Annotated in this window: 19 protein-coding genes; 9 read left to right on the top strand and 10 right to left on the bottom strand. The window is 60.3% G+C overall.

The features are described from left to right. The first annotated feature begins 22 nt into the window (after nucleotides 1-22). From H1S06_RS14960 to H1S06_RS14950, 3 genes are read left to right on the top strand one after another with little or no spacing between them, the layout of a single operon-like run. A complete protein-coding gene (locus H1S06_RS14960) occupies nucleotides 23-631 on the top strand; it encodes an XTP/dITP diphosphatase (protein WP_181741642.1) in 609 nt (202 codons plus the stop codon). Next, complete coding sequence (hemW, locus tag H1S06_RS14955; RefSeq protein ID WP_181741640.1) at nucleotides 628-1,773, top strand: radical SAM family heme chaperone HemW; 1,146 nt, start codon at nucleotides 628-630, stop codon at nucleotides 1,771-1,773. Before H1S06_RS14960 ends, hemW begins: the two co-directional genes overlap by 4 nt. A 57-nt stretch (nucleotides 1,774-1,830) precedes the next feature. Then, a complete protein-coding gene (locus H1S06_RS14950; RefSeq protein WP_181741638.1) occupies nucleotides 1,831-3,687 on the top strand; it encodes a methyl-accepting chemotaxis protein in 1,857 nt (618 codons plus the stop codon). 13 nt (nucleotides 3,688-3,700) lie between these two features. Here H1S06_RS14950 and H1S06_RS14945 read toward each other — a convergent pair whose 3' ends face one another. The 6 genes from H1S06_RS14945 to lptM are packed head-to-tail and all read right to left on the bottom strand — an operon-like array spanning nucleotide 3,701 to nucleotide 8,252. Continuing rightward, the gene (locus tag H1S06_RS14945; protein WP_181741636.1) at nucleotides 3,701-4,435 is read right to left on the bottom strand and encodes an HAD family hydrolase; all 735 of its coding nucleotides are present in this window, start codon (nucleotides 4,433-4,435) and stop codon (nucleotides 3,701-3,703) included. After that, complete coding sequence (gene xerC, locus H1S06_RS14940) at nucleotides 4,428-5,336, bottom strand: tyrosine recombinase XerC (protein WP_181741634.1); 909 nt, start codon at nucleotides 5,334-5,336, stop codon at nucleotides 4,428-4,430. Before xerC ends, H1S06_RS14945 begins: the two co-directional genes overlap by 8 nt. A 1-nt stretch (nucleotide 5,337) precedes the next feature. After that, a complete protein-coding gene (locus H1S06_RS14935) occupies nucleotides 5,338-6,027 on the bottom strand; it encodes a DUF484 family protein (protein WP_181741632.1) in 690 nt (229 codons plus the stop codon). Next, nucleotides 6,024-6,854: a diaminopimelate epimerase gene (dapF, locus tag H1S06_RS14930; protein WP_181741630.1), complete on the bottom strand. Its 831-nt coding sequence runs from the start codon at nucleotides 6,852-6,854 to the stop codon at nucleotides 6,024-6,026. Before dapF ends, H1S06_RS14935 begins: the two co-directional genes overlap by 4 nt. Before the next feature lie 13 nt (nucleotides 6,855-6,867). Beyond that, nucleotides 6,868-8,124 (bottom strand): diaminopimelate decarboxylase, encoded by a 1,257-nt coding sequence (gene lysA, locus H1S06_RS14925; protein WP_181741628.1) that lies wholly within the window; start codon nucleotides 8,122-8,124, stop codon nucleotides 6,868-6,870. A gap of 8 nt (nucleotides 8,125-8,132) precedes the next feature. After that, the gene (gene lptM / locus H1S06_RS14920) at nucleotides 8,133-8,252 is read right to left on the bottom strand and encodes an LPS translocon maturation chaperone LptM (RefSeq protein ID WP_407658789.1); all 120 of its coding nucleotides are present in this window, start codon (nucleotides 8,250-8,252) and stop codon (nucleotides 8,133-8,135) included. Nucleotides 8,253-8,397: 145 nt separating this feature from the next. On the opposite strand from lptM, the gene cyaY reads away from it, so the two are divergent. After that, on the top strand, nucleotides 8,398-8,718 hold the full coding sequence (gene cyaY / locus H1S06_RS14915) for an iron donor protein CyaY (RefSeq protein ID WP_181741624.1): 321 nt from the start codon (nucleotides 8,398-8,400) through the stop codon (nucleotides 8,716-8,718). Nucleotides 8,719-8,745: 27 nt separating this feature from the next. Here cyaY and waaA read toward each other — a convergent pair whose 3' ends face one another. Further along, nucleotides 8,746-10,017, bottom strand: coding sequence for a lipid IV(A) 3-deoxy-D-manno-octulosonic acid transferase (gene waaA / locus H1S06_RS14910; protein WP_181741622.1), 1,272 nt, complete (start codon nucleotides 10,015-10,017; stop codon nucleotides 8,746-8,748). A gap of 125 nt (nucleotides 10,018-10,142) precedes the next feature. Here waaA and H1S06_RS14905 point away from each other — a divergent pair, with 125 nt between their 5' ends. Genes H1S06_RS14905 through H1S06_RS14895 form a run of 3 tightly spaced genes read left to right on the top strand, consistent with a single transcriptional unit; the run spans nucleotide 10,143 to nucleotide 12,299 of the window. Next, nucleotides 10,143-11,153 carry a glycosyltransferase family 2 protein gene (locus H1S06_RS14905; RefSeq protein ID WP_181741620.1) on the top strand — a complete coding sequence of 337 codons (1,011 nt, stop codon included), beginning with the start codon at nucleotides 10,143-10,145 and terminating at the stop codon, nucleotides 11,151-11,153. Further along, complete coding sequence (locus tag H1S06_RS14900) at nucleotides 11,143-11,514, top strand: GtrA family protein (protein ID WP_181741618.1); 372 nt, start codon at nucleotides 11,143-11,145, stop codon at nucleotides 11,512-11,514. The genes H1S06_RS14905 and H1S06_RS14900 overlap by 11 nt, the downstream gene beginning before the upstream one ends. Continuing rightward, complete coding sequence (locus H1S06_RS14895; RefSeq protein ID WP_181741616.1) at nucleotides 11,511-12,299, top strand: ChbG/HpnK family deacetylase; 789 nt, start codon at nucleotides 11,511-11,513, stop codon at nucleotides 12,297-12,299. Before H1S06_RS14900 ends, H1S06_RS14895 begins: the two co-directional genes overlap by 4 nt. A 3-nt stretch (nucleotides 12,300-12,302) precedes the next feature. Here the strand turns inward: H1S06_RS14895 and H1S06_RS14890 are convergent, their stop codons facing one another. The 3 genes from H1S06_RS14890 to H1S06_RS14880 are packed head-to-tail and all read right to left on the bottom strand — an operon-like array spanning nucleotide 12,303 to nucleotide 16,723. Then, on the bottom strand, nucleotides 12,303-13,766 hold the full coding sequence (locus H1S06_RS14890; protein ID WP_181741614.1) for a glycosyltransferase family 39 protein: 1,464 nt from the start codon (nucleotides 13,764-13,766) through the stop codon (nucleotides 12,303-12,305). Between the two features lie 9 nt (nucleotides 13,767-13,775). Beyond that, a complete protein-coding gene (gene msbA, locus H1S06_RS14885) occupies nucleotides 13,776-15,554 on the bottom strand; it encodes a lipid A export permease/ATP-binding protein MsbA (protein ID WP_181741612.1) in 1,779 nt (592 codons plus the stop codon). Continuing rightward, on the bottom strand, nucleotides 15,554-16,723 hold the full coding sequence (locus H1S06_RS14880; protein ID WP_181741610.1) for a nucleotide sugar dehydrogenase: 1,170 nt from the start codon (nucleotides 16,721-16,723) through the stop codon (nucleotides 15,554-15,556). The genes msbA and H1S06_RS14880 overlap by 1 nt, the downstream gene beginning before the upstream one ends. Before the next feature lie 140 nt (nucleotides 16,724-16,863). Between H1S06_RS14880 and lpxL the strand changes: the two genes are divergently transcribed. Further along, complete coding sequence (lpxL, locus tag H1S06_RS14875) at nucleotides 16,864-17,790, top strand: LpxL/LpxP family Kdo(2)-lipid IV(A) lauroyl/palmitoleoyl acyltransferase (protein ID WP_181741608.1); 927 nt, start codon at nucleotides 16,864-16,866, stop codon at nucleotides 17,788-17,790. Then, complete coding sequence (locus tag H1S06_RS14870) at nucleotides 17,787-18,776, top strand: glycosyltransferase (RefSeq protein ID WP_181741606.1); 990 nt, start codon at nucleotides 17,787-17,789, stop codon at nucleotides 18,774-18,776. Before lpxL ends, H1S06_RS14870 begins: the two co-directional genes overlap by 4 nt. Nucleotides 18,777-18,811 lie beyond the last annotated feature (35 nt).

The raw sequence follows: 18,811 nt of genomic DNA, 5'->3' as shown, positions 1-18,811 counted from the left end.
CGACGCAACCCCGGGAAATAACATGATAGAAACCATCGTGCTGGCCAGCGGCAACCGCGGCAAACTGAAAGAGTTCAACGAAATCTTCGCTCCCCTGCAGATCGAAGTAAAACCGCAGTCGGACTTTGCCGTGCAGGATGCCGATGAAACCGGGTTAAGCTTTGTCGAAAACGCCATTATCAAGGCACGACACGCTGCCCGCATGACGGGTCTTCCGGCCCTGGCCGACGACTCGGGACTGGAAGTGGATGCGCTGAACGGTGCACCGGGCATCTATTCGGCCCGCTATGCGGGAGAAGGCTGTGGCGATAACGAAAACAACGCCAAGTTGTTGCAGGCACTGGCCCAGGTCCCGGATGACAAGCGCACCGCCCGCTTTCAGTGCGTACTGGTATTCATGCGCCATGCCGAAGACCCCACACCACTGATCTGTCAGGGCAGCTGGGAAGGTCGCATTCTGACCGATGCCCGCGGCCACAACGGCTTCGGCTACGACCCCCTGTTTCTGGTACCGGAAACCGGCTGCGCCAGTGCCGAGCTGAGCCCCGAACAGAAACAGCAGTACAGCCACCGTGGCCAGGCCGTCCGTCAATTCATCAATGCCATTGGCCCTTGGCTCAAACACACATGACATCACTGCCGCCCCTGTCTCTGTACGTCCATATCCCCTGGTGTGTACGCAAGTGTCCCTACTGCGACTTCAACTCCCATGCCGCACCGGAACAACTGCCGGAGGCCGATTACGTTGCTGCACTGCTGGACGACCTGGAGGCAGACCTGCCACTGGCCGGTGCCCGCCCGCTGCAGTCGATTTTCATTGGTGGCGGCACCCCGAGTCTGTTCAGCGCGGCAGCCATCGACACCCTACTGCAGGGCATTCGCCAGCGTATCGACCTGGTGCCCGGGGCCGAGATCACCCTGGAAGCCAACCCCGGAACCTTTGAGCGCAACCGCTTCGAGGCCTACCGTGATGCCGGTATCAACCGGCTATCCATCGGGGTCCAGAGCTTTCACGCCGAGTATCTCGCCCGGCTGGGACGTATTCACAACCCCGATGAAGCCTTGCGGGCGGCCGAGGCCGCCGTTGCCATCTTTCCTCAGGTTAACCTGGACCTGATGCACGGCCTGCCGGGGCAACAGGTCGAACAGGCGCTGGCTGACCTGCGGCAAGCGCTGGAATTCGCACCCGGACACCTGTCCTGGTATCAGCTGACCATTGAACCCAATACCGAATTCCACGCCCGCCCGCCACAGCTGCCTCTGGACGAAACGCTGTGGGACATTCAGGAGCAAGGACAAGCCCTGCTGGCAGCCGGCGGCTATGCCCAGTATGAGGTGTCGGCCTATGCCAGACCTGGTCGGCAGGCCCGCCATAACCTCAATTACTGGCAGTTCGGTGACTATCTCGGCATCGGCGCCGGTGCCCATGCCAAGATCAGCCACCTTGATGCGGACGGACAGCTGCACATCCATCGCCGTCATAAGCTGCGTCAGCCCAAAGGCTACATGGACCCGCTACGCCGCGTTGCCGGACAGGATCCGATCCGGCCCGAAGACCGGGCGTTCGAATTCATGCTCAATGCCCTGCGTCTGACCGAAGGTGTTACAACGGACTTGTTCAGCGCACGCACAGGCGTTAACGTATCCACCATCGAAACGTTGCTTGCACAGGCCCGTCAACGCGGGCTGTTAATCAACGATGCGACTCGACTGGCACCCACGCTGCAGGGGCGTCTGTTTTTGAATGACCTGCTGGCGCTGTTTCTGGACTAAAACATACATTGCCCCCGTGTATGGGATGTTGTCATCAATCTCTGGATGTTTCCTTACATGACTATCAAGCAAAAACTGAGCACCCTGATTGCACTGATTCTGATCGGCTTTATCGGCATGGGGCTGATCATTTTTCATACACTTGAGCAATATCGCGAACTGGTCAACATCAGCGAGACGCTGGCCAAGGTCGAAAACAACAAGCAGAACCTGCGCCGCCATGAGAAAGACTTCCTGGCCCGCCTGGATGCCGACTACCTGGAACGCTTCGCTGCCACCTATGCGGACTTTCAGGTACAACTCGCCCAGCTCCAGCGACTGCTGCCGGAGGCCGAACTGCAGGATGAGCTGAGCAGCTTTGCCGACCGCATGCAGACCTACGATCAGGCCTTCAGCGCCGTCAGCCAACTGCGGCTGGAAATCGGCCTGGATGAAGACTCCGGCCTGCGCGGTGAACTGCGCAACACCATTCAGGGCATGGAGCGTGACATTCGCATGGCCGACAACAGCGAATTGCTCGCCAGCCTGCTTCAGCTCCGTCGTCACGAGAAGAACTTTCAGCTGCGCCTGGAAACCGAGAATCTCGACCGTTTTATGCAGGACTATGACGCTTTCGGCCCGCAGATCGCCAGCCTGCTGCCCTTTTCCCAAAGTACTCGTCTGACCGGCATGCTGACCGAGTATCGGGATCGCTTTCGCCGTCTGGTCGAGGCCCATACACAGCTGGGACTGACCGTTGATGCCGGCCTGATGGGGCAGATGCGCCATGCCGTCAAAAGCACCGATGACCTGCACCAGTCACTGGAACAGCACCTCGACAGCCGCCTGGTGCGTGAACAGCAGCGTCTGATGACCACTGCGGTTATCGCCATCATTCTGGCCGTACTGGCTACCGTGATCCCGGCGATCCTGCTTGGACGCAGTATTCTGCGCCCGATTCACGCCCTGGCCACCACCATGAAACGCGCCAGCGACGAACACGACCTGACCCTGAGATTCAACACCGACGGCAAGGATGAAGTCGCTCGTATGGCGCAGGATTTCAATCGGATGATGGACAGCTTCCGAGGCCTGATCGCACGTGTTGCGGGTACCTCAACCCACCTGGCAACCGCCGCCGAACAGTTGTCGGCAACCACACGGGACACTTCCGAAGGGTTAAGCCAGCAGCAGGCCCAGGTACTTCAGGTGGCAACAGCGGTGCAGGAGATGGAAAGCTCCATGCAGGAAATCGCCGGTAACACCGAAAATACCGCCGCGACCGCCAACCAGGCACAACAGGATGCCAGTGACAGCTCCAACCGTGTCCACAGTACCATCGAAGCTCTGCATCAGATGGCCGAGAAAGCGCGAGAAACCTCAGATGTGGTGGACCAGCTACGCAACGAGAGCGATAACATCGGCACCATGCTGGACGTCATTCGTGAAATCGCCGAACAAACCAACCTCTTGGCACTGAACGCCTCCATCGAGGCTGCCCGGGCCGGTGAACAGGGACGAGGCTTTGCCGTCGTGGCCGATGAGGTCAGAACTCTGGCCGCGCGCTCACAGCAGTCGGCGGCCGAGATTGAACAACGCGTACTAAGCCTGCAGGAACAGACTCACAATGTCAGCCGGTTGATGCAGGAGAGTGTGCGTGACAGTGAGGACAGTGTCGAACAGGCCGGAGCCACCATCAGCGCTCTGAACACCATTACCAGTGGCGCCGCCAGTATTGTCGACATGACCACTCAGGTCGCCTCGGCAACGGAAGAACAGGCGGCTGTCGCGGCCGAAATTACCCGCAACATTGAATACATTCGCACCATCATGGCCGGTGCCAATGACCAGGTAGGGCAGAACGCCGACGCCAGTCAGCTGGTTGCCGCCCAGGCTTCCGAGCTGCAAAGCGCCGTCGCCAGTTTCCGCACCTGAACAGCCGGGCCGGCTAGAGCGTTGCTCGACGCCGGCCCGGTGACGCCAGTTTCTCGACCTGCTCGGGAATCTCCGCCAGACAGCCGACCCGGGCATCCGCACGGGCAGGCTCTGGCCAATACTGGCCCGGCAGGTTGACCCAGAGCGTCCACATGCCCACCTCCCGCGCCGCCTGCACATCATTCACCGGATGATCACCCACATGCACCACCTGTTCCGGCCTCAGACCGGTATGGTGAAGGGCCTGCACAAACATCTGCGGATGCGGCTTGGCATATCCCACCGTATCGGCGTTGTATTGAAAGTCGAACAGATGGCCAACCGGCGTCTGACCAATATCGGCATTGCCATTGCTCAAGGCCCCCAGAATGAAACCTGAGCGGTGCAACCGTTCCAGCATCGCCTGAGCATGCTCGAACAATTCAACCTGGTGCCGCGCCCGCATGAACACGTCAAAAGCCCGTTCGGCCAGATACTCCGATTCGGCAGTACTGTAACCGGCGGCCCGACAGCCCCGCTCCAGCAGTTTCAGACGGATCAGGCCCATGCTATGGGCAATTTCCGGCATTTCCTGCACCAGCCGCGCCCGCATGTCCGAACCTTCGGCCATGTCGTCCTGTCGATGACAGGCCGTAAACAGCGGTGCATTCTCATCCAGCCACTGCCACAGATTGCGGTTGGCCTGGTGAATCACGGGATCGACCGCCCAAAGGGTATCGTCCAGGTCAAAGGTGACACATTTAATCATCTGATTGCTCCCTTGCCCGCGGGTGTGCCTGTTCATACACATCCATCAGATGCTGAAAATCCAAATGCGTGTAGATTTGGGTCGTACTGATATTGGCATGACCCAACAACTCCTGTACCGCTCGCAGGTCACGACTGGACTCCAGCAGGTGGCTGGCGAAACTGTGTCTGAGCCGGTGCGGGTACACCCGCCCGTTTGTGCCCTGTTCCAGCCCGCGCTTGCGCAGACGCAGCTCCACGGCCCGAGTGGTCAGGCGCTGCCCCCGCCGACCGACAAACAGCGCCTCTTCCTCTGCCTGCACCAACTGCGCTCGCACCGGCAACCATTGTTCAATGGCCTCTCGGGCCTGGCGCCCGACCGGCAGCCGCCGGGCCTTGTTGCCCTTGCCCAGCACCTGGATCACGCCTTCCGCCAGGTCCAGATCCTGCCGATCCACGCCCACCAGCTCGGAGACACGCAGTCCGGACGAGTAGATCAGTTCCATCATGGCCCGGTCCCGAATGTCCAGCGGCTCCTGCCCCTGCGTATCCAGCAATGCACCGACCTGCTCGGTATCCAAGGTCTGTGGCAAACGCCGGGCAATTTTGGGGGCCTGCACCGCCAGTGCCGGGTTGCGGTCCACCCAGCCTTCCCGGGTCAGAAAGCGGTAAAATGTTCGCGTGGCCGACAGCAGACGCTGCAGACTGCGCCCGGACTGCCCTCTGGCGTGCAGGGCACCAACCGCGTAACGCAGCCCGGCTTCATCCAGACTGCTCCAGAGGTGCGCATCGGTACCGATTTCGGCCGCCAGTATCTGCAGGTCGCGCTGGTAGTTTTTCAGGGTATGGGGCGATAGCTGGCGCTCAACCCGCAGCGCATGCAGAAAGTGTTGCGGCCAGTCAGCTTCGGCCGGTACCGGCATGTCAGTTGTCCTGTTCCCGCAGGATACGGCTGATGCAACGGCTCAGCACTTCCCCGACATAGCTCAGAAACAAGGTGCCCTGGCTGCTCTGGAAGTAGTGCGGATCATGACTGCCAATGGCCAGTAGACCCAGCGTATCCCCCTGCACCAGCGGCACAACGGCGGCAGACTGCACCTTGGGACTGCGCTCCTGAAACAGGAAACGATTCATCGCCCCGGACAGCCGGCCACAGCTGGGCAGGTTGGTTTCGATCAGCGGCTGTACCAGTGAGTCTTCCGCCCGCGCCAGTGTCCGCACACTGTTGCTGGCCAGCGAACGCTCGCTGAACAGCAACAGTACGGTTTCATCGCCATAGAAATCACGGCACAGGCTTTCTTCAATCGCGACCGCCACATCATCCAGCGTCCAGGCTTCCAGCAGCGCCAGTACCATGCGTTTGGTTTTTTCAAACTGTATATCATTGTGGCGCGCGGCATCGATCAGGTCGGACATATGCCCGTGCAGCTGCTGATTGCGTTCACGCAACAGGGAGGTTTGACGCTCGACCAGAGAGACCGCCGTACCGCGCTGATGCGGAACATAGAGCTTTTCCAATAGCGAAGCGTGATGGGTGAAAAAATCGGGATGCTCGGCCAGATAATCGGCCACCTGCTCCGCCGTCACGACCGGCGCGTCCAGTACTTCGCTCATAGATAGATCTGTCCTTCGAATACGGTTGTGGCCGGCCCGACCATGCGCAGTGCCTGGCCTTCTCCCGCCCAGCGAATCCGCAGATCGCCCCCTGGCAGGTGCACCAGCACCTCCTCGTCCAGCAGCCCGCGCAGACGCCCGGCAACCACTGCAGCACAGGCCCCGGTACCGCATGCCAGCGTTTCTCCGGCCCCGCGCTCATACACGCGCAGTCGAATCTCGCCGCGATTCACCACCTGCATGAAGCCAATATTGGCTTTCTGCGGGAAGCGCGGGTGGGACTCCAGCACCGGTCCCAGGCGTTCGACCGGTGCCCTGTCAACATCATCCACCAGCAGTACCCCGTGGGGATTTCCCATGGAGACCGCGCTCAGCTCGATCGGCTCTCCCGCCACCTCAAGTCGGTACGTAGCGGCCTGTGCCGATGCCTGAAAAGGCACTTCCGCCGGACGCAGTTCCGGAGCCCCCATATCAACGTCAACCTGGCGGTCCGGCAGCAGATACAACACGGCCTGACCACGGGCAGTTTCAACATGAATCTCGTCGCTGGCGGTTAACCGGCGGTCACGAACGAAGCGACCGAAGCAGCGTGCGCCATTGCCGCAGTGCTCAACTTCCGAACCATCCGCATTGAAAATGCGATAGCGAAAATCCATATCCGGACGGGTGGGCGGTTCGACCAGCAGCAGCTGGTCGAAGCCGATACCCAGGTGCCGATCGGACAGCTTACGCACCACCTTCGGCGTGATACGCACCCGTTGCGAAACGGCATCGACCACCATGAAGTCATTACCCAAACCGTGCATTTTGGTAAAGCGAACCAGCATTGGTATTCCCCGTTCAGGCCTGTGTCGGCAGCAGCTGCTCGCCACGCATCAGGTCGTTCAGGGTTTCACGTTCGCGTACCAGATAGGCCTGGTTGTCATCCACCATCACCTCGGCCGGACGCGGACGGGTGTTATAGTTGGACGCCATCACGAAACCATAGGCACCCGCAGAACAAACGGCCAGCAGGTCTCCAGGCTGCAGGTTCAACAGACGGTCCTTACCCAAGAAGTCGCCGGTTTCGCAAACCGGTCCAACCAGGTCCCAGCTTTTAGCTTCACCCTCTTCACGCACTTCGACCGGAATGATTTCCTGGTAAGCGCCATACAGGGAAGGACGAATCAGGTCGTTCATGGCACCATCGATAATCGCGAAGTGCTTGTCGCCACTCTGCTTGAGAAATTCGACGCGGGTCAACATCACCCCGGCATTGGCGGCAATGGAGCGACCCGGTTCGAAAATCAGCTTGTAGTCGCGGCCGGACAGTTTCTGCAGGACCTGCTCGATATATTCGCCCGGCGTCGGCGGGGTTTCGTCGGTGTAACACACGCCCAGACCGCCACCCAGATCCAGATGATGAATACGAATACCTTCTGCGGCCAGAGTGTCCAGCAGCCCCAGCAAGCGGTCAATGGCGTCGAGGAAGGGGCTGACTTCGGTCAACTGGCTGCCGATATGGCAGTCCATGCCCACCACGTCTACATGCTCAAGTACCGCCGCACGGCGGTACACGTCGAGGGCCGTTTCAATGGCGATGCCGAATTTGTTCTCTTTCAGGCCGGTCGAGATATAGGGGTGCGTACCGGCATCTACATCCGGGTTAACCCGGAAAGAGACCGGAGCCTTGACGCCCAGCTCACCCGCCACCGCGTTCACTCGATCCAGCTCGGCATCCGATTCGATATTGAAGCAGAGGATGCCTGCCTGCAGCGCTCGACGAATCTCGTCCGGCTGCTTGCCCACACCGGAAAATACCACCTTGGCCGGATCACCACCGGCACGCAGCACCCGTTCCAGCTCACCGGCTGACACGATATCGAAACCGGCACCCAGTCGCGCCAGCACGTTCAGGACCGCCAGGTTGGAGTTGGCCTTGACCGCATAACAGACCAGCGCATCCCGACCCTCAAGTGCCTGTGCGTAATCCAGGTAGGCACGCTCCAGCGCATCACGGGAATAAACATAGGTCGGCGTACCGAACTCGTCGGCAATACGTCCCAGTGCCACCTCTTCTGCATGCAGGCGGCCATTGCGGTATTCGAAATTATCCATGGAATCTCTCACTGTGATTGATGCTGTGAGGCAGTGTTATCGGGCAATGAAAGCGGGCCTTTCTGACCACAACCCGACAACAGCAGGGCACCCAGCAACAGGGCTGGCCAACAGCGTTTCAACATCATCAATCCTTGTCTATATCCGGTTACACCCGGGGGGTTCACCCACAGGCTGTTAATTGACCGATTATACCCTCAGCCACAAGGGCTGAGTACCGCCTGCGGCTGAGTTATACTCATCCACCGACTTTTCATGCAGAGAGATGCAGTGATGACCGAATCCGAATTCATGACCCGGGTAGACCATACTCTGGAACTGATAGAAGAGATCCTGGACGCCGCCGAAAGCGATCTGGATTACGAACACCAGGGTGGCATGATGACCGTCACATGCGAAAACGGCAGCCAGATCATCTTTACCCGCCAGCCGCCGGTGAAGCAACTGTGGGTGGCAACCCGGGACGGCGGCTTCCACTTCGACCATGACGGCACACAATGGCTGCGTGATACCGACAATGCACCCCTGGCCAACGTGCTACAGGCAGCCTTTACCCAGTATGCCGGTGAAACTTTCGACTTCAGCGCACTGTAAGCCGGGCACCCTGCATGGCCAGGACATTCACGGCAGCAGGCGCGCCACCGCCTGCTGCAGTCGTTCCAGCGCTCCGCGATTGGCCGCCACAAAATCCGCGCCCCTCTGCCCCGCCTGATGCCGCTGCTCGGGCTGTTCCAGCCAATCCTGCAACTGCCGCTCCAGCGCCTCCGCCTGCTCCACTCGCACCAGCCCGCCCTGATCCCTCAACGCCTCGGTAATCACCTGAAAGTTGAAACAGTCCGGCCCCATGACGACCGGCAGCCCCAGCGCTGCGGGTTCCAGCGGATTATGGCCGCCGGTACCACTGAAACTGCCGCCGACAAACGCGATATCGGCCGCCGCATAGAACAGCATCAACTCGCCCATGGAATCCCCCAGGTACAACTCGGTATCTCGATCCGGCTGCCCTGCCTGGCTGCGACGGATCAGACCTTCGCTGTAACGTCGACACAACCGGGCGACCGCTTCAAACCGCTCCGGGTGACGCGGCACCAGCATCAGCAGCAGGTTCGGAAAGCGCTCTCGCAGACGACGCCAGGCTGCCAGAATGATTTCATCCTCACCCTGATGCGTGCTGGCGGCAATCACGACCGGACGCTCCGCCCCCAGTTGCTGCCGCAAAGCCTGCCCGGCCGCTACCTGCTGCGCATCCAGCTGCAGATCAAACTTGATGCTGCCGGTCACTTCCACCCGCTCCGGCGGCATGCCCAGCGCAATAAAGCGCTCGGCATCCGCCTGATTCTGCGCTGCCACCAGCGTCAGCCGTTGCAGCATCGGCTGCGTCAGCCGTGCAAATTTCCGATAGCCCCGTGCGGAACGCTCGGACAGACGGGCATTGGCCAGCACCACCGGCACCCCGGCACGATCGCACTCCGCCACCATGTTCGGCCAGAGTTCCGTTTCGACAATCACGCACAGTTCAGGCCGTGTCCGCCGCAGGAAAGCCCGCAGCGCCAGCGGCAGATCCCAGGGGCAGAAACGCTGCTCCACCCGACCACCAAACAGCTGGCCAACCTGCTCGGCACCGGTAGGAGTCATGTTGGTGATCAGAATCCGATGCTGCGGGTAACGTGCCAGCAGCCCCCGCACCAGAGGGGCGATCGCCAGAGTTTCACCCACGGATACCGCATGCACCCAAATCACCGGCCGGTCCATGCTCGCACCTAACCCCAGTCGTTGCCGCCAGTTGCGACGGTAGCCAGGTGCCCGCCGCCCCCGCCACCAGAGACGCAGCAGCAAAGCCGGCGTCAGCAGATAAAAAAGGGCGCTGTAAAGGTGAAGTAGCAAGGCATTCATGGCATTTGGCGCGTCGAAGGGGTAAAGCGCCAGTCTAACACAAGCCCGGGCGGCTTCGATGCTGGCACAAGCCCGGCGGATCTAGGACAATACCGACTAACGCGATGGCGACTGTGGATTTTTGTATGGACGACACCAACCGATCTCGATCCGAGGTCACGCGGCCCGACCGCCCCAGCCTCACCTGTATTCTGCCCGCCTATAACGAGGGGGAGAATCTCGCTCACCTGGTCCCCCGGCTGACCGAGTACCTGACCCGTTTTACCGACCGCATCGAACTGCTCATCGTCGATGACGGCAGCCAGGACGATACGGCCGCGATCGCCACCGCTCTGGCCGACACCTATCCGGTGACGCTGCTGCAACTGTCGCGCAACTTTGGCAAGGAAGCAGCGCTCAGTGCCGGTATCGACCACGCCGATGGTGATGTGGTGCTGCTGATGGATGCCGACGGACAGCATCCGCTGGAAGTGGTCGAGCAGTTTTTCCACTACTGGCACCAGGGTTACGACATGGTGTATGGCGTACGCGATAACCGTGACGATGAGTCGGCCGGCAAGCGTCATCTGACCAATCTCTTTTACCGTATTCTGAGCCGCAGCGCCGAGATCAACATCCACCCGGATGCCGGTGACTTCCGCCTGTTGGACCGCAAGGTGGTGCTCGCCCTGCGCCAGCTGCCCGAGCGCTCGCGCATGATGAAAGGCCTCTATGCCTGGGTCGGGTTTTCCAGCAAGTCCGTCACTTTTACTGTGGCGCCACGCCTGGGCGGTACCAGCAATTTCCGCCTGCGGCACCTGTCAGCACTGGCCCTGACCGGCTTCACCAGTTTCAGCAGCGCACCTCTGCGGGTATGGATGCTGCTGGGGGCCGGCGTATCCGTCCTGTCCCTGCTGTATGCGTTCGTGATTGTCCTGCGGACACTGATGTTCGGCTCCGACGTTCCCGGCTGGCCCACCATCGCGGCCGGCATTGCATTTCTGGGCGGGATTCAACTGTTCTCCGTCGGCATTCTGGGCGAATACATCGCCCGCATCTTCTCCGAAGTGAAAGCCCGTCCACTCTATCTCGTCGGGCGCCGCGTCTCGTTCCGGGATCGTGACAACACTGTGGAAGGAACCTCCGATGACGCGTGAGGCACTTTGCTTTATCGCCGTGGGCGTGAGCGCACTGCTGACCCATTGGCTGGTCGTGATCCTGCTGGTGCCTCTGGCCGGACTGCATCCGCTGCTGGCCAACGTCGTCGCTTTTCTGGTCGCCTTCAATGTCAGCTACTTCGGCCACCGCCACCTGACCTTTGCCGCCGGCGCACGCTCACACCGTCAGACTCTGCCGCGCTTTGCCACCGTGGCTGCGTCCAGCTTCGCCCTGAATGAAGCGATGTACTGGGCCCTGCTGACCTTCACATCACTGCGCTATGATCTGGCCATGCTGCTGGTACTGGGCAGTGTCGCCGTGATGACCTACATTCTGGGCAAATTCTGGGCTTTCGCATGAACCGTTCGCTGGTATTGTGCGCCGATGACTTCGGCCTGTCTGATGATATCAACCGTGCCATTCTGGAGCTGGTCCGGCAGGGCCGGCTGTCCGCAACCAGCTGCATGAGCCTGATGCCCGCCTGGACCGCCGACGCCGCGGCCCAGCTAAGAGAACTGGAAACACAAGCCGCTCTCGGCGTCCACTTCAACCTGACTGAAGGTGAGCAGGCCATTCCGCTGGGCAAGCTGATGCAGCTCAGCCTCTGCGGCCGAATTGACACCAATCGGGTCCAATCCTCTCTGGAACAACAATTGGACCGCTTCGAACACCTTGCAGGACGCACGCCCGACTTTGTCGACGGTCATCAGCATATTCAGATGTTTCCCGGTATTCGCCGGATCGTACTGACAACACTGGTCCGTCGCTATGGCGCTGATCACCCCTGGCTACGCGTCTCCACACCCGCCCTGCAAGGGCATGATGCACGCTTCAAGGCACTGGTACTCAGATTGATGGGGACAGGCTTCAATGCCCAGCGCCACCGCTACGGCGTACGCGGCAACCGTGACTTTGCCGGCATGTATTCATTGCGCCCGGACGCCGGCTTTGACCGCATGATGCGTCATTGGCTGGACACCCTGCCGGACGGCGCACTGATCATGTGCCATCCGGGCTACGCGTCAAGCCACTCGGCGCTGGCACGAGCCCGCGATGCAGAACGCGCCTGGCTGGCCGGCCCCCGGTTTGCCGCCGCACTGCGAGACAGTGGCCGCCTGCTGGTCAAGCAGCCGAGGCTCGACTGACCTTCACCGGCATTCGGCCTGCGGCAGCCAAAGGCGCCAGCGCAAAGACAGCGGTTCACGCTCAGGCAGGCGCGGCCAGGGCAGCACCAACTCGCCTTCGGCGTCCCAGCCTCCCGCTTCCGGCAACATCTGCTGCCAATATGCATCCTGCGCCGGCCAGATCAACATCCCGCCCTGGCGCTGAAAACGTTCAGCGTCGACCCAGGGAGCCAGTGCCAGATCGGCATCCGGTATGGCTGATGCCCGCGGCGTCAGGTTGATTGCCGCCATCTCGGCCAACCAGTAGTTCCCGGCCACCAATTGCAGCGGACAGGCACTGTACTGTTGCCACTGCTGCTGCAAGGCCTGAGCCAGCGCCGCATCCGGCCAGCCGGTACGGGAGGGCTTGTCCCTGATCTGATCCTTAAACCCCACAAACAGCACCATCAGCACCGTCAGCACACCCAAAAAGATACCGAAGCCCAGACACAAACGTCGCCAGTACTGTGTCAGCACCGCCACGGGGATCATCGATGCCAGTACCAGCCCCGACAGGTTCCACATGGGCGCACCCCACATGTCACGGGTCCCGGCCCCGGTGACGATTGCTCCCAAAGCGGTCAGCAGCGCCGGCATCAGACCGATCCAGAACAGGAAACCACTGCCCGCCGCCGGCGTCTGCCAGCGGCTGCGCCGCCAGAAACCCGCAATCAACAGCAGTAACAGCAACGGCAAATGATCGATCAGCTGGACCAGCAGAAATTTGAGCGGCCCCAACCAGCGGGACTCACTGGCTGCCGCCACCTCAGAGCGCGCCGCCGCGTAGGAAAAAGGCAGGAAGTCATGTGCCGCCAGCCACAGCAGATGTGGCAGGAACACCAGTCCCATGGTCAACACACCCAACCATGGCCGATACGTCAACAGGCTAGAGCGCAGACCGGGCTGGACCAGCAGCCACAGAAACATGGCGGCCAGCAGCATGATATAGGAATATTTGGTCAGCAGCCCCAGGCCCGATACCAGCCCCAGCAACAGCCAGTCCCGGCAGCGCCTGTCACTGATGGCGCGATGAAACAGCAGGACAGCAGCAGCCCAGATCGGCATCTGCGCCACATTGTGATTGAATTCGATGGTCGGCCAGGTAAAAAAGTAGACGCCCATCAGCGCCAGCACTCCGAAAGCCGCTCGCTCCCGCCCCAGTATGCGGCAGCCCAGCCGCCAGACACACAGCAGGGTCAGACCGATACACAGCTGACTGAGCACGAAGGGCCCCGCATCACCCAACACCCGCTGGAACAGGTACAACACCCAGGCCGGCAGGGGCGGGTGCTTGTAATAGCCCCATTGCCACTCCTGCCCCCAGTACACCCCTTCCACCACATCCAGCGGCAGGCTGACCACCAGCAGACCCGGCAACAGCCCCCATGCCAGCAGGTATGGCATGACAACCAGCAACAGACCGCGCCCAAACAATGGAGCCGCATTCATGATCAACTCCTAGTCCTTGTCGGCGCTCTGCAACAAGTGGAAACGGGCATAGGCCCCCTGCTGCGCCAGCAGTTCCTCATGCCCCCCCTGCTCCACAATGCGCCCGCTCTCCATCACCACGATCATGTCGGCCTTTTCAATGGTTGACAGGCGGTGGGCAATCACCAGCGTGGTACGCCCTTTCATCACCTCTTCCAGTGCCTCTTGAATATGGCGCTCCGACGCACTGTCCAACGCGGAAGTGGCTTCGTCCAGAATCAGGATCGGCGCATCGTTCAGGATGGCACGCGCAATAGCGATGCGCTGCCGCTGGCCCCCCGAGAGCAGGACACCGTTTTCGCCCACTCGGGTATGAATACCCTCCGGCAAGTGCGCCACAAACTCCATTACGTGCGCGGCTTCGGCTGCCGCCAGAATGGATGATTCGCTGGCTCCCGCCATGGAACCGTAGGCGATATTCTCGGCGATACTGCCGTTGAACAGCACCACGTTCTGGTTCACCAGCGAAATATTGCTGCGCAGGCTGTCCAGCGTGAAGGATTCCAGTGGCTGGCGATTGATCTGCAGCTCACCGCTCCAGCCATCATTGAAACGCGGCAACAGGCTGGCCAGCGTGGTCTTGCCGCTGCCGGAGCGCCCGACCAGGGCAACCGTCTTGCCCTGCGGCAACGTCAGACAGATATCATCCAGTACCGGCTTGTCCGTGCCGGGATACGCGAATCCCAGATGACGAAATTCAATATCGCCCACCTGTTCCAGCGTGCGCGTGCCACGGTCCTGTTCGACCGGCTCGTCCAGCACTTCGAACAGGCTCTCGGCTGCCGCAATCCCCTTCTGCACAATGGAAGTCACGTCCGTCAACAGACGCAGCGGCTTGGTAATCATCCCGGCGGCCGTCAGGAAAGCGACAAAACCACCGGTACTCATGCTGCCCATCACATCCGGGTGCATCGCCAGGAACAGCAGCGCGGACAGGGCCAGCGCCACCAGCAGCTGGATAATCGGCGTATTCAAGGACTGGGTCACCACCAGCTTCATGAACTGGCGCTTGTTATGCAGGCTGGCCTGCTGGAAGCGCTCACGTTCGGCGTCCGCGCCACCGAAAATGCGCACCACCTGATAGCCCTTGATCGACTCCGAGGCCGCCTCGGTAATATCCCCCACCGACTGCTGAATACGCCGCCCCAGCCGCCGCATGCGTTTCGCCGCCTTGGACACCACAAAGCCGATCAGCGGCCCCGCAGCAATGAAAATCAGCGTCAGCTTCCAGTTCAGGAAAAGCATATACCCCAACAGCCCGATAACCGTCAGCCCTTCACGAAACAGCACCTTTATCGCGCTGGTGACCGCCTCGGTCACCTGCTCCACGTTATAGGTCAGCTTGGCCAGCAGTTCGCCGCTGGAATGGTGGCTGTAAAAACTGGACGGCAGCAGTAGCAAGCGCTCGAACACCTGGGTGCGCAAGCGATGAATCACTTCACGCCCCACATAGGCCAGACTGTAATTGCCGATAAAACCACCGACCCCGCGCAGAATGAAAATTCCCAGTACCGCCAGGGCCAGAAACCAGCGCTCCTCATAGTCATTGCGCTGAACCGTATCCACCACCATTTCCAGCCACTTGGCCGACAGTGCCTGCCCCGCACCATAGATGGCGAAGCCGATAAAACTGATAACAAAAATGCACCAGAGCGGCCGCACATACACCAGCAAACGCTTGTAGGTATGCCAGGCGGCTTCGGCCCGAGTATCGCTCCGAGAAGACTCGTTGTGTTGTAAATTAGACATCAGGAATCGCTTTCAAAAAGATCACGGGTGTACACCTTATCCAGGCAATCTCTCACCTCGTCGGTCAGACGGTTGGCGACAATGACGTCGCTGACGCGCTTGAATTCGTCCAGATCACGGATCACGCGGGAATTGAAAAAATGCGTGTCATCCAGCACCGGTTCATACACAACCACTTCGACGCCCTGAGCCTTGATGCGTTTCATCACGCCCTGAATGGCCGATGCCCGGAAGTTGTCGGAACCCGATTTCATGACCAGCCTGTAGATACCGACAACCCTGGGGTCACGTGCCAGAACCGCATTCGCCACAAAATCCTTGCGGGTCGTGTTCGCATCCACGATCGCCCGAATCAGGTTATTAGGCACCTGATCATAGTTGGCCAGTAACTGCCGCGTGTCCTTCGGCAGACAGTAGCCGCCATAGCCAAAGGACGGGTTGTTGTAATGCTGGCCGATCCGCGGGTCCAGCCCCACTCCTTCAATGATCTGCCGGGTATCCAGCCCGAAGGTTTCGGCGTAGGTGTCCAGCTCATTGAAGTAGGCGACTCGCATGGCCAGATAGGTATTGGCGAACAGCTTGATCGCTTCGGCTTCGGTCGAGCCGGTCAGCAGGACGGGGATATCCACCTCACTGGCGCCCTGTACCAGCAGATCGGCAAACCGCTGCGCGCGCTCGGAACGTTCGCCGACAATGATACGGGAGGGGTGCAGATTATCGAGCAGCGCCTTGCCCTCACGGAGGAATTCCGGCGAAAAGATCAGATTCCGTGTTGCCAGGCGTTCACGCAAGCCCCGCGTATAGCCGACCGGAACCGTGGACTTGATCACCACCAGCGCCTGAGGATTAAGCGACAGGACATCGGCTACCACCGCCTCCACGCTGCGCGTATCGAAGTAATTGCTGTGCGGGTCGTAATCCGTCGGCGTCGCCACGATGACGACCTCGGCACCGCCGTAGGCCTCCTGCTTGTCCAGCGTTGCCCGCAGGTTCAGGGTGCCGGATGCGAGGTATTCGCTGATTTCCTCATCTTCGATCGGGGACTCGCCACGGTTGATCTGTGCCACCTTGTCTTCAAGGATATCCAGCGCCACAACTTCGTTGTGCTGCGCCAGCAGAACCGCGTTGGAAAGCCCGACATAGCCTGTGCCTGCAACCGCTATCTTCATCTGCAACCCGTAAAACCTGGTCAGTATGGAGCCTGAATCATACCACGATAACGCTCATCACGAAGGTTACCGCCACGCCAGGTTTGCCGCCGGGAGGCCACCGCTTTACAATCTTCCTTTTCACTGCTGCCCATGTACCCGTGACTCAAAAGCCCTCACCCAATCGTTTCCTTAGTCCCCGCTTCTGGCACATCTGGCTCGGTGTCGGCCTGTTGTGGCTGCTCAATCGTCTGCCCTGGCGCTGGCAAATCACGATCGGACGCAGATTGGGCCAACTGTTTTTCTACCTGAGCCCACGCCGTCGCCACGTCACCGAGGTGAATGTTCGCCTGTGTTTTCCCGAGCTGAATACCGACGAACAGGCCCGCATGGTCAGGAACATTTTTGCCAACAACGGCATCAGCCTGTTCGAAACCGCCATGGCCTGGTGGACTCCGGAGCCCAAGCTGGAAGGGCAATATGTTCTCAAGGGACGAGAGCACCTGGATGCCGCTCTGAGTCAGGGCAAAGGAGTGATTTTGCTGGGCGCCCATTTTTCGACTCTGGACCTGGGCGGTCTGCTGTTTTCGCAGTATTACCCGGTGGATGCCATGTATCGCCGTCATAACAATCCGCTGCTGGAGAAGATTATCACGGGCAACCGGTTACGCTACTTTGGCCAGGCCATCGAACGCTCCGACATCCGCAGCGTGATTCGCGCCCTGCGCAAGAACCATATCATCTGGTATGCGCCCGATCAGGATTTTGGCCCGAAACAGTCCGTTTATGCGCCCTTTTTCGGCGTGCCCGCCGCCACGATCACGGCAACCACCCGCATGGTGAAACTCAACGACTCGCCGGTTCTGATGCTGGCCCAGCACCGCTTGCCGGACGACAGCGGCTACGAGCTGGAGCTGTTCCCGGTGGTCGAGCCCTTCCCCACGGGTGACGAGGAAGCGGATGCCGCCCGTATCAACGCCGAACTGGAACGCGCCATCCGCAAGGACCCCACCCAGTACATGTGGGTTCACCGGCGCTTCAAAACCCACCCCAAGGGCAAGAATTACCTGTATAGGACATCCAAATGAAAGTGCTGCAGGTGATGGCCAGTGCAGGCGAAGGCGGACTGGAAAAGCACCTGGTCGATCTCGCCAACGGACTTTGTCAACGCGGCATACATGTCGCTGTCTGCGCCAACCCCATGTACCGGGACAGGTTCGCTTCCGAAGTCGAATTTATCCCCTTTGATTTTTCCGGCAGCCGCCGCAACCCCCTGCTGCTGACCAGACTCCTGTTCACGCTCAGGCGCGCACACGCCGATATCATTCATGCCCAGGCCAACAAGGCCGGGCAGATACTCGCGACCCTGTCCCCCCTGCTGAAGGCCAAAACCGTCACCACGGTGCACAATATCAAGAAGCGCCTCCACCATGCCGCCGCCATGGACCTGGTCATCGGCGTCAGCAAGACGGTATCCGCTCAGGTCGGGAACAACTGTCTGACCGTTTATAACGGCATTGCAGTACCCGATGTGCCTGCCACAGCACCCTGCCAAACGCCAGCAGCCACCCCCGACAACTGGCTGGCCGTTGGACGACTGGTCAAGGCCAAAGGCTTCGATGTGCTGATTCAGGCCTTTCGGGAAGTACCCGGCACGCTGAAAATTGCCGGTGAGGGCCCCGAACGGCCGCTGCTGGAGCAACTGATCAAGCAATACGATCTGTCCAACAGAGTCAGTCTGCTGGGCCATCGCGAGGATGTGCCTGACCTGATGCACGCCGCCGATGCAGTGGTCATCTCTTCACGCCGAGAAGGGTTTTCGTACGTTTTTTCGGAAGCCCTGCTCTGCGAGACGCCACTCGTCTCAACAGATGTGCCGGTGCCCAACGAGATCCTGCCTGCCGCACTGATTGCCCCCGTTGAAGACCCGGCAGCTCTGGCACAGGTGATGAGCGCTTGCAACCAGCGTCCTGAACACCACCGGCAGGCCCAGGCATTTGCCCGCTGCGAATTGACACTGGATGCCATGGTCGACAAAACGCTCCAGGCATACCGCCGGCTGCTGCCGTCATGAACACCACAGCAGACCACGGCCACTCGCCTTCAACC

Source organism: Marinobacterium marinum, assembly GCF_013868415.1.
Classification (GTDB): Bacteria; Pseudomonadota; Gammaproteobacteria; order Pseudomonadales; family Balneatricaceae; genus Marinobacterium; species Marinobacterium marinum.
This window is presented reverse-complemented; position numbering and strand designations above follow the sequence as displayed.

Bases quoted from the DNA above. Each gene is read 5' to 3' on its own strand.
- waaA (WP_181741622.1), bottom strand. From the start codon at position 10,017: ATGAATGCCTTGCTACTTCACCTTTACAGCGCCCTTTTTTATCTGCTG.
- xerC (WP_181741634.1), bottom strand. From the start codon at position 5,336: ATGCCGGTACCGGCCGAAGCTGACTGGCCGCAACACTTTCTGCATGCG.
- H1S06_RS14935 (WP_181741632.1), bottom strand. From the start codon at position 6,027: ATGAGCGAAGTACTGGACGCGCCGGTCGTGACGGCGGAGCAGGTGGCC.
- H1S06_RS14880 (WP_181741610.1), bottom strand. From the start codon at position 16,723: ATGAAGATAGCGGTTGCAGGCACAGGCTATGTCGGGCTTTCCAACGCG.
- H1S06_RS14895 (WP_181741616.1), top strand. From the start codon at position 11,511: ATGAACCGTTCGCTGGTATTGTGCGCCGATGACTTCGGCCTGTCTGAT.
- lysA (WP_181741628.1), bottom strand. From the start codon at position 8,124: ATGGATAATTTCGAATACCGCAATGGCCGCCTGCATGCAGAAGAGGTG.
- lptM (WP_407658789.1), bottom strand. From the start codon at position 8,252: ATGATGTTGAAACGCTGTTGGCCAGCCCTGTTGCTGGGTGCCCTGCTG.
- cyaY (WP_181741624.1), top strand. From the start codon at position 8,398: ATGACCGAATCCGAATTCATGACCCGGGTAGACCATACTCTGGAACTG.
- H1S06_RS14960 (WP_181741642.1), top strand. From the start codon at position 23: ATGATAGAAACCATCGTGCTGGCCAGCGGCAACCGCGGCAAACTGAAA.
- H1S06_RS14870 (WP_181741606.1), top strand. From the start codon at position 17,787: ATGAAAGTGCTGCAGGTGATGGCCAGTGCAGGCGAAGGCGGACTGGAA.
- H1S06_RS14950 (WP_181741638.1), top strand. From the start codon at position 1,831: ATGACTATCAAGCAAAAACTGAGCACCCTGATTGCACTGATTCTGATC.
- H1S06_RS14890 (WP_181741614.1), bottom strand. From the start codon at position 13,766: ATGAATGCGGCTCCATTGTTTGGGCGCGGTCTGTTGCTGGTTGTCATG.
- msbA (WP_181741612.1), bottom strand. From the start codon at position 15,554: ATGTCTAATTTACAACACAACGAGTCTTCTCGGAGCGATACTCGGGCC.
- dapF (WP_181741630.1), bottom strand. From the start codon at position 6,854: ATGCTGGTTCGCTTTACCAAAATGCACGGTTTGGGTAATGACTTCATG.
- hemW (WP_181741640.1), top strand. From the start codon at position 628: ATGACATCACTGCCGCCCCTGTCTCTGTACGTCCATATCCCCTGGTGT.
- H1S06_RS14945 (WP_181741636.1), bottom strand. From the start codon at position 4,435: ATGATTAAATGTGTCACCTTTGACCTGGACGATACCCTTTGGGCGGTC.
- H1S06_RS14900 (WP_181741618.1), top strand. From the start codon at position 11,143: ATGACGCGTGAGGCACTTTGCTTTATCGCCGTGGGCGTGAGCGCACTG.
- H1S06_RS14905 (WP_181741620.1), top strand. From the start codon at position 10,143: ATGGACGACACCAACCGATCTCGATCCGAGGTCACGCGGCCCGACCGC.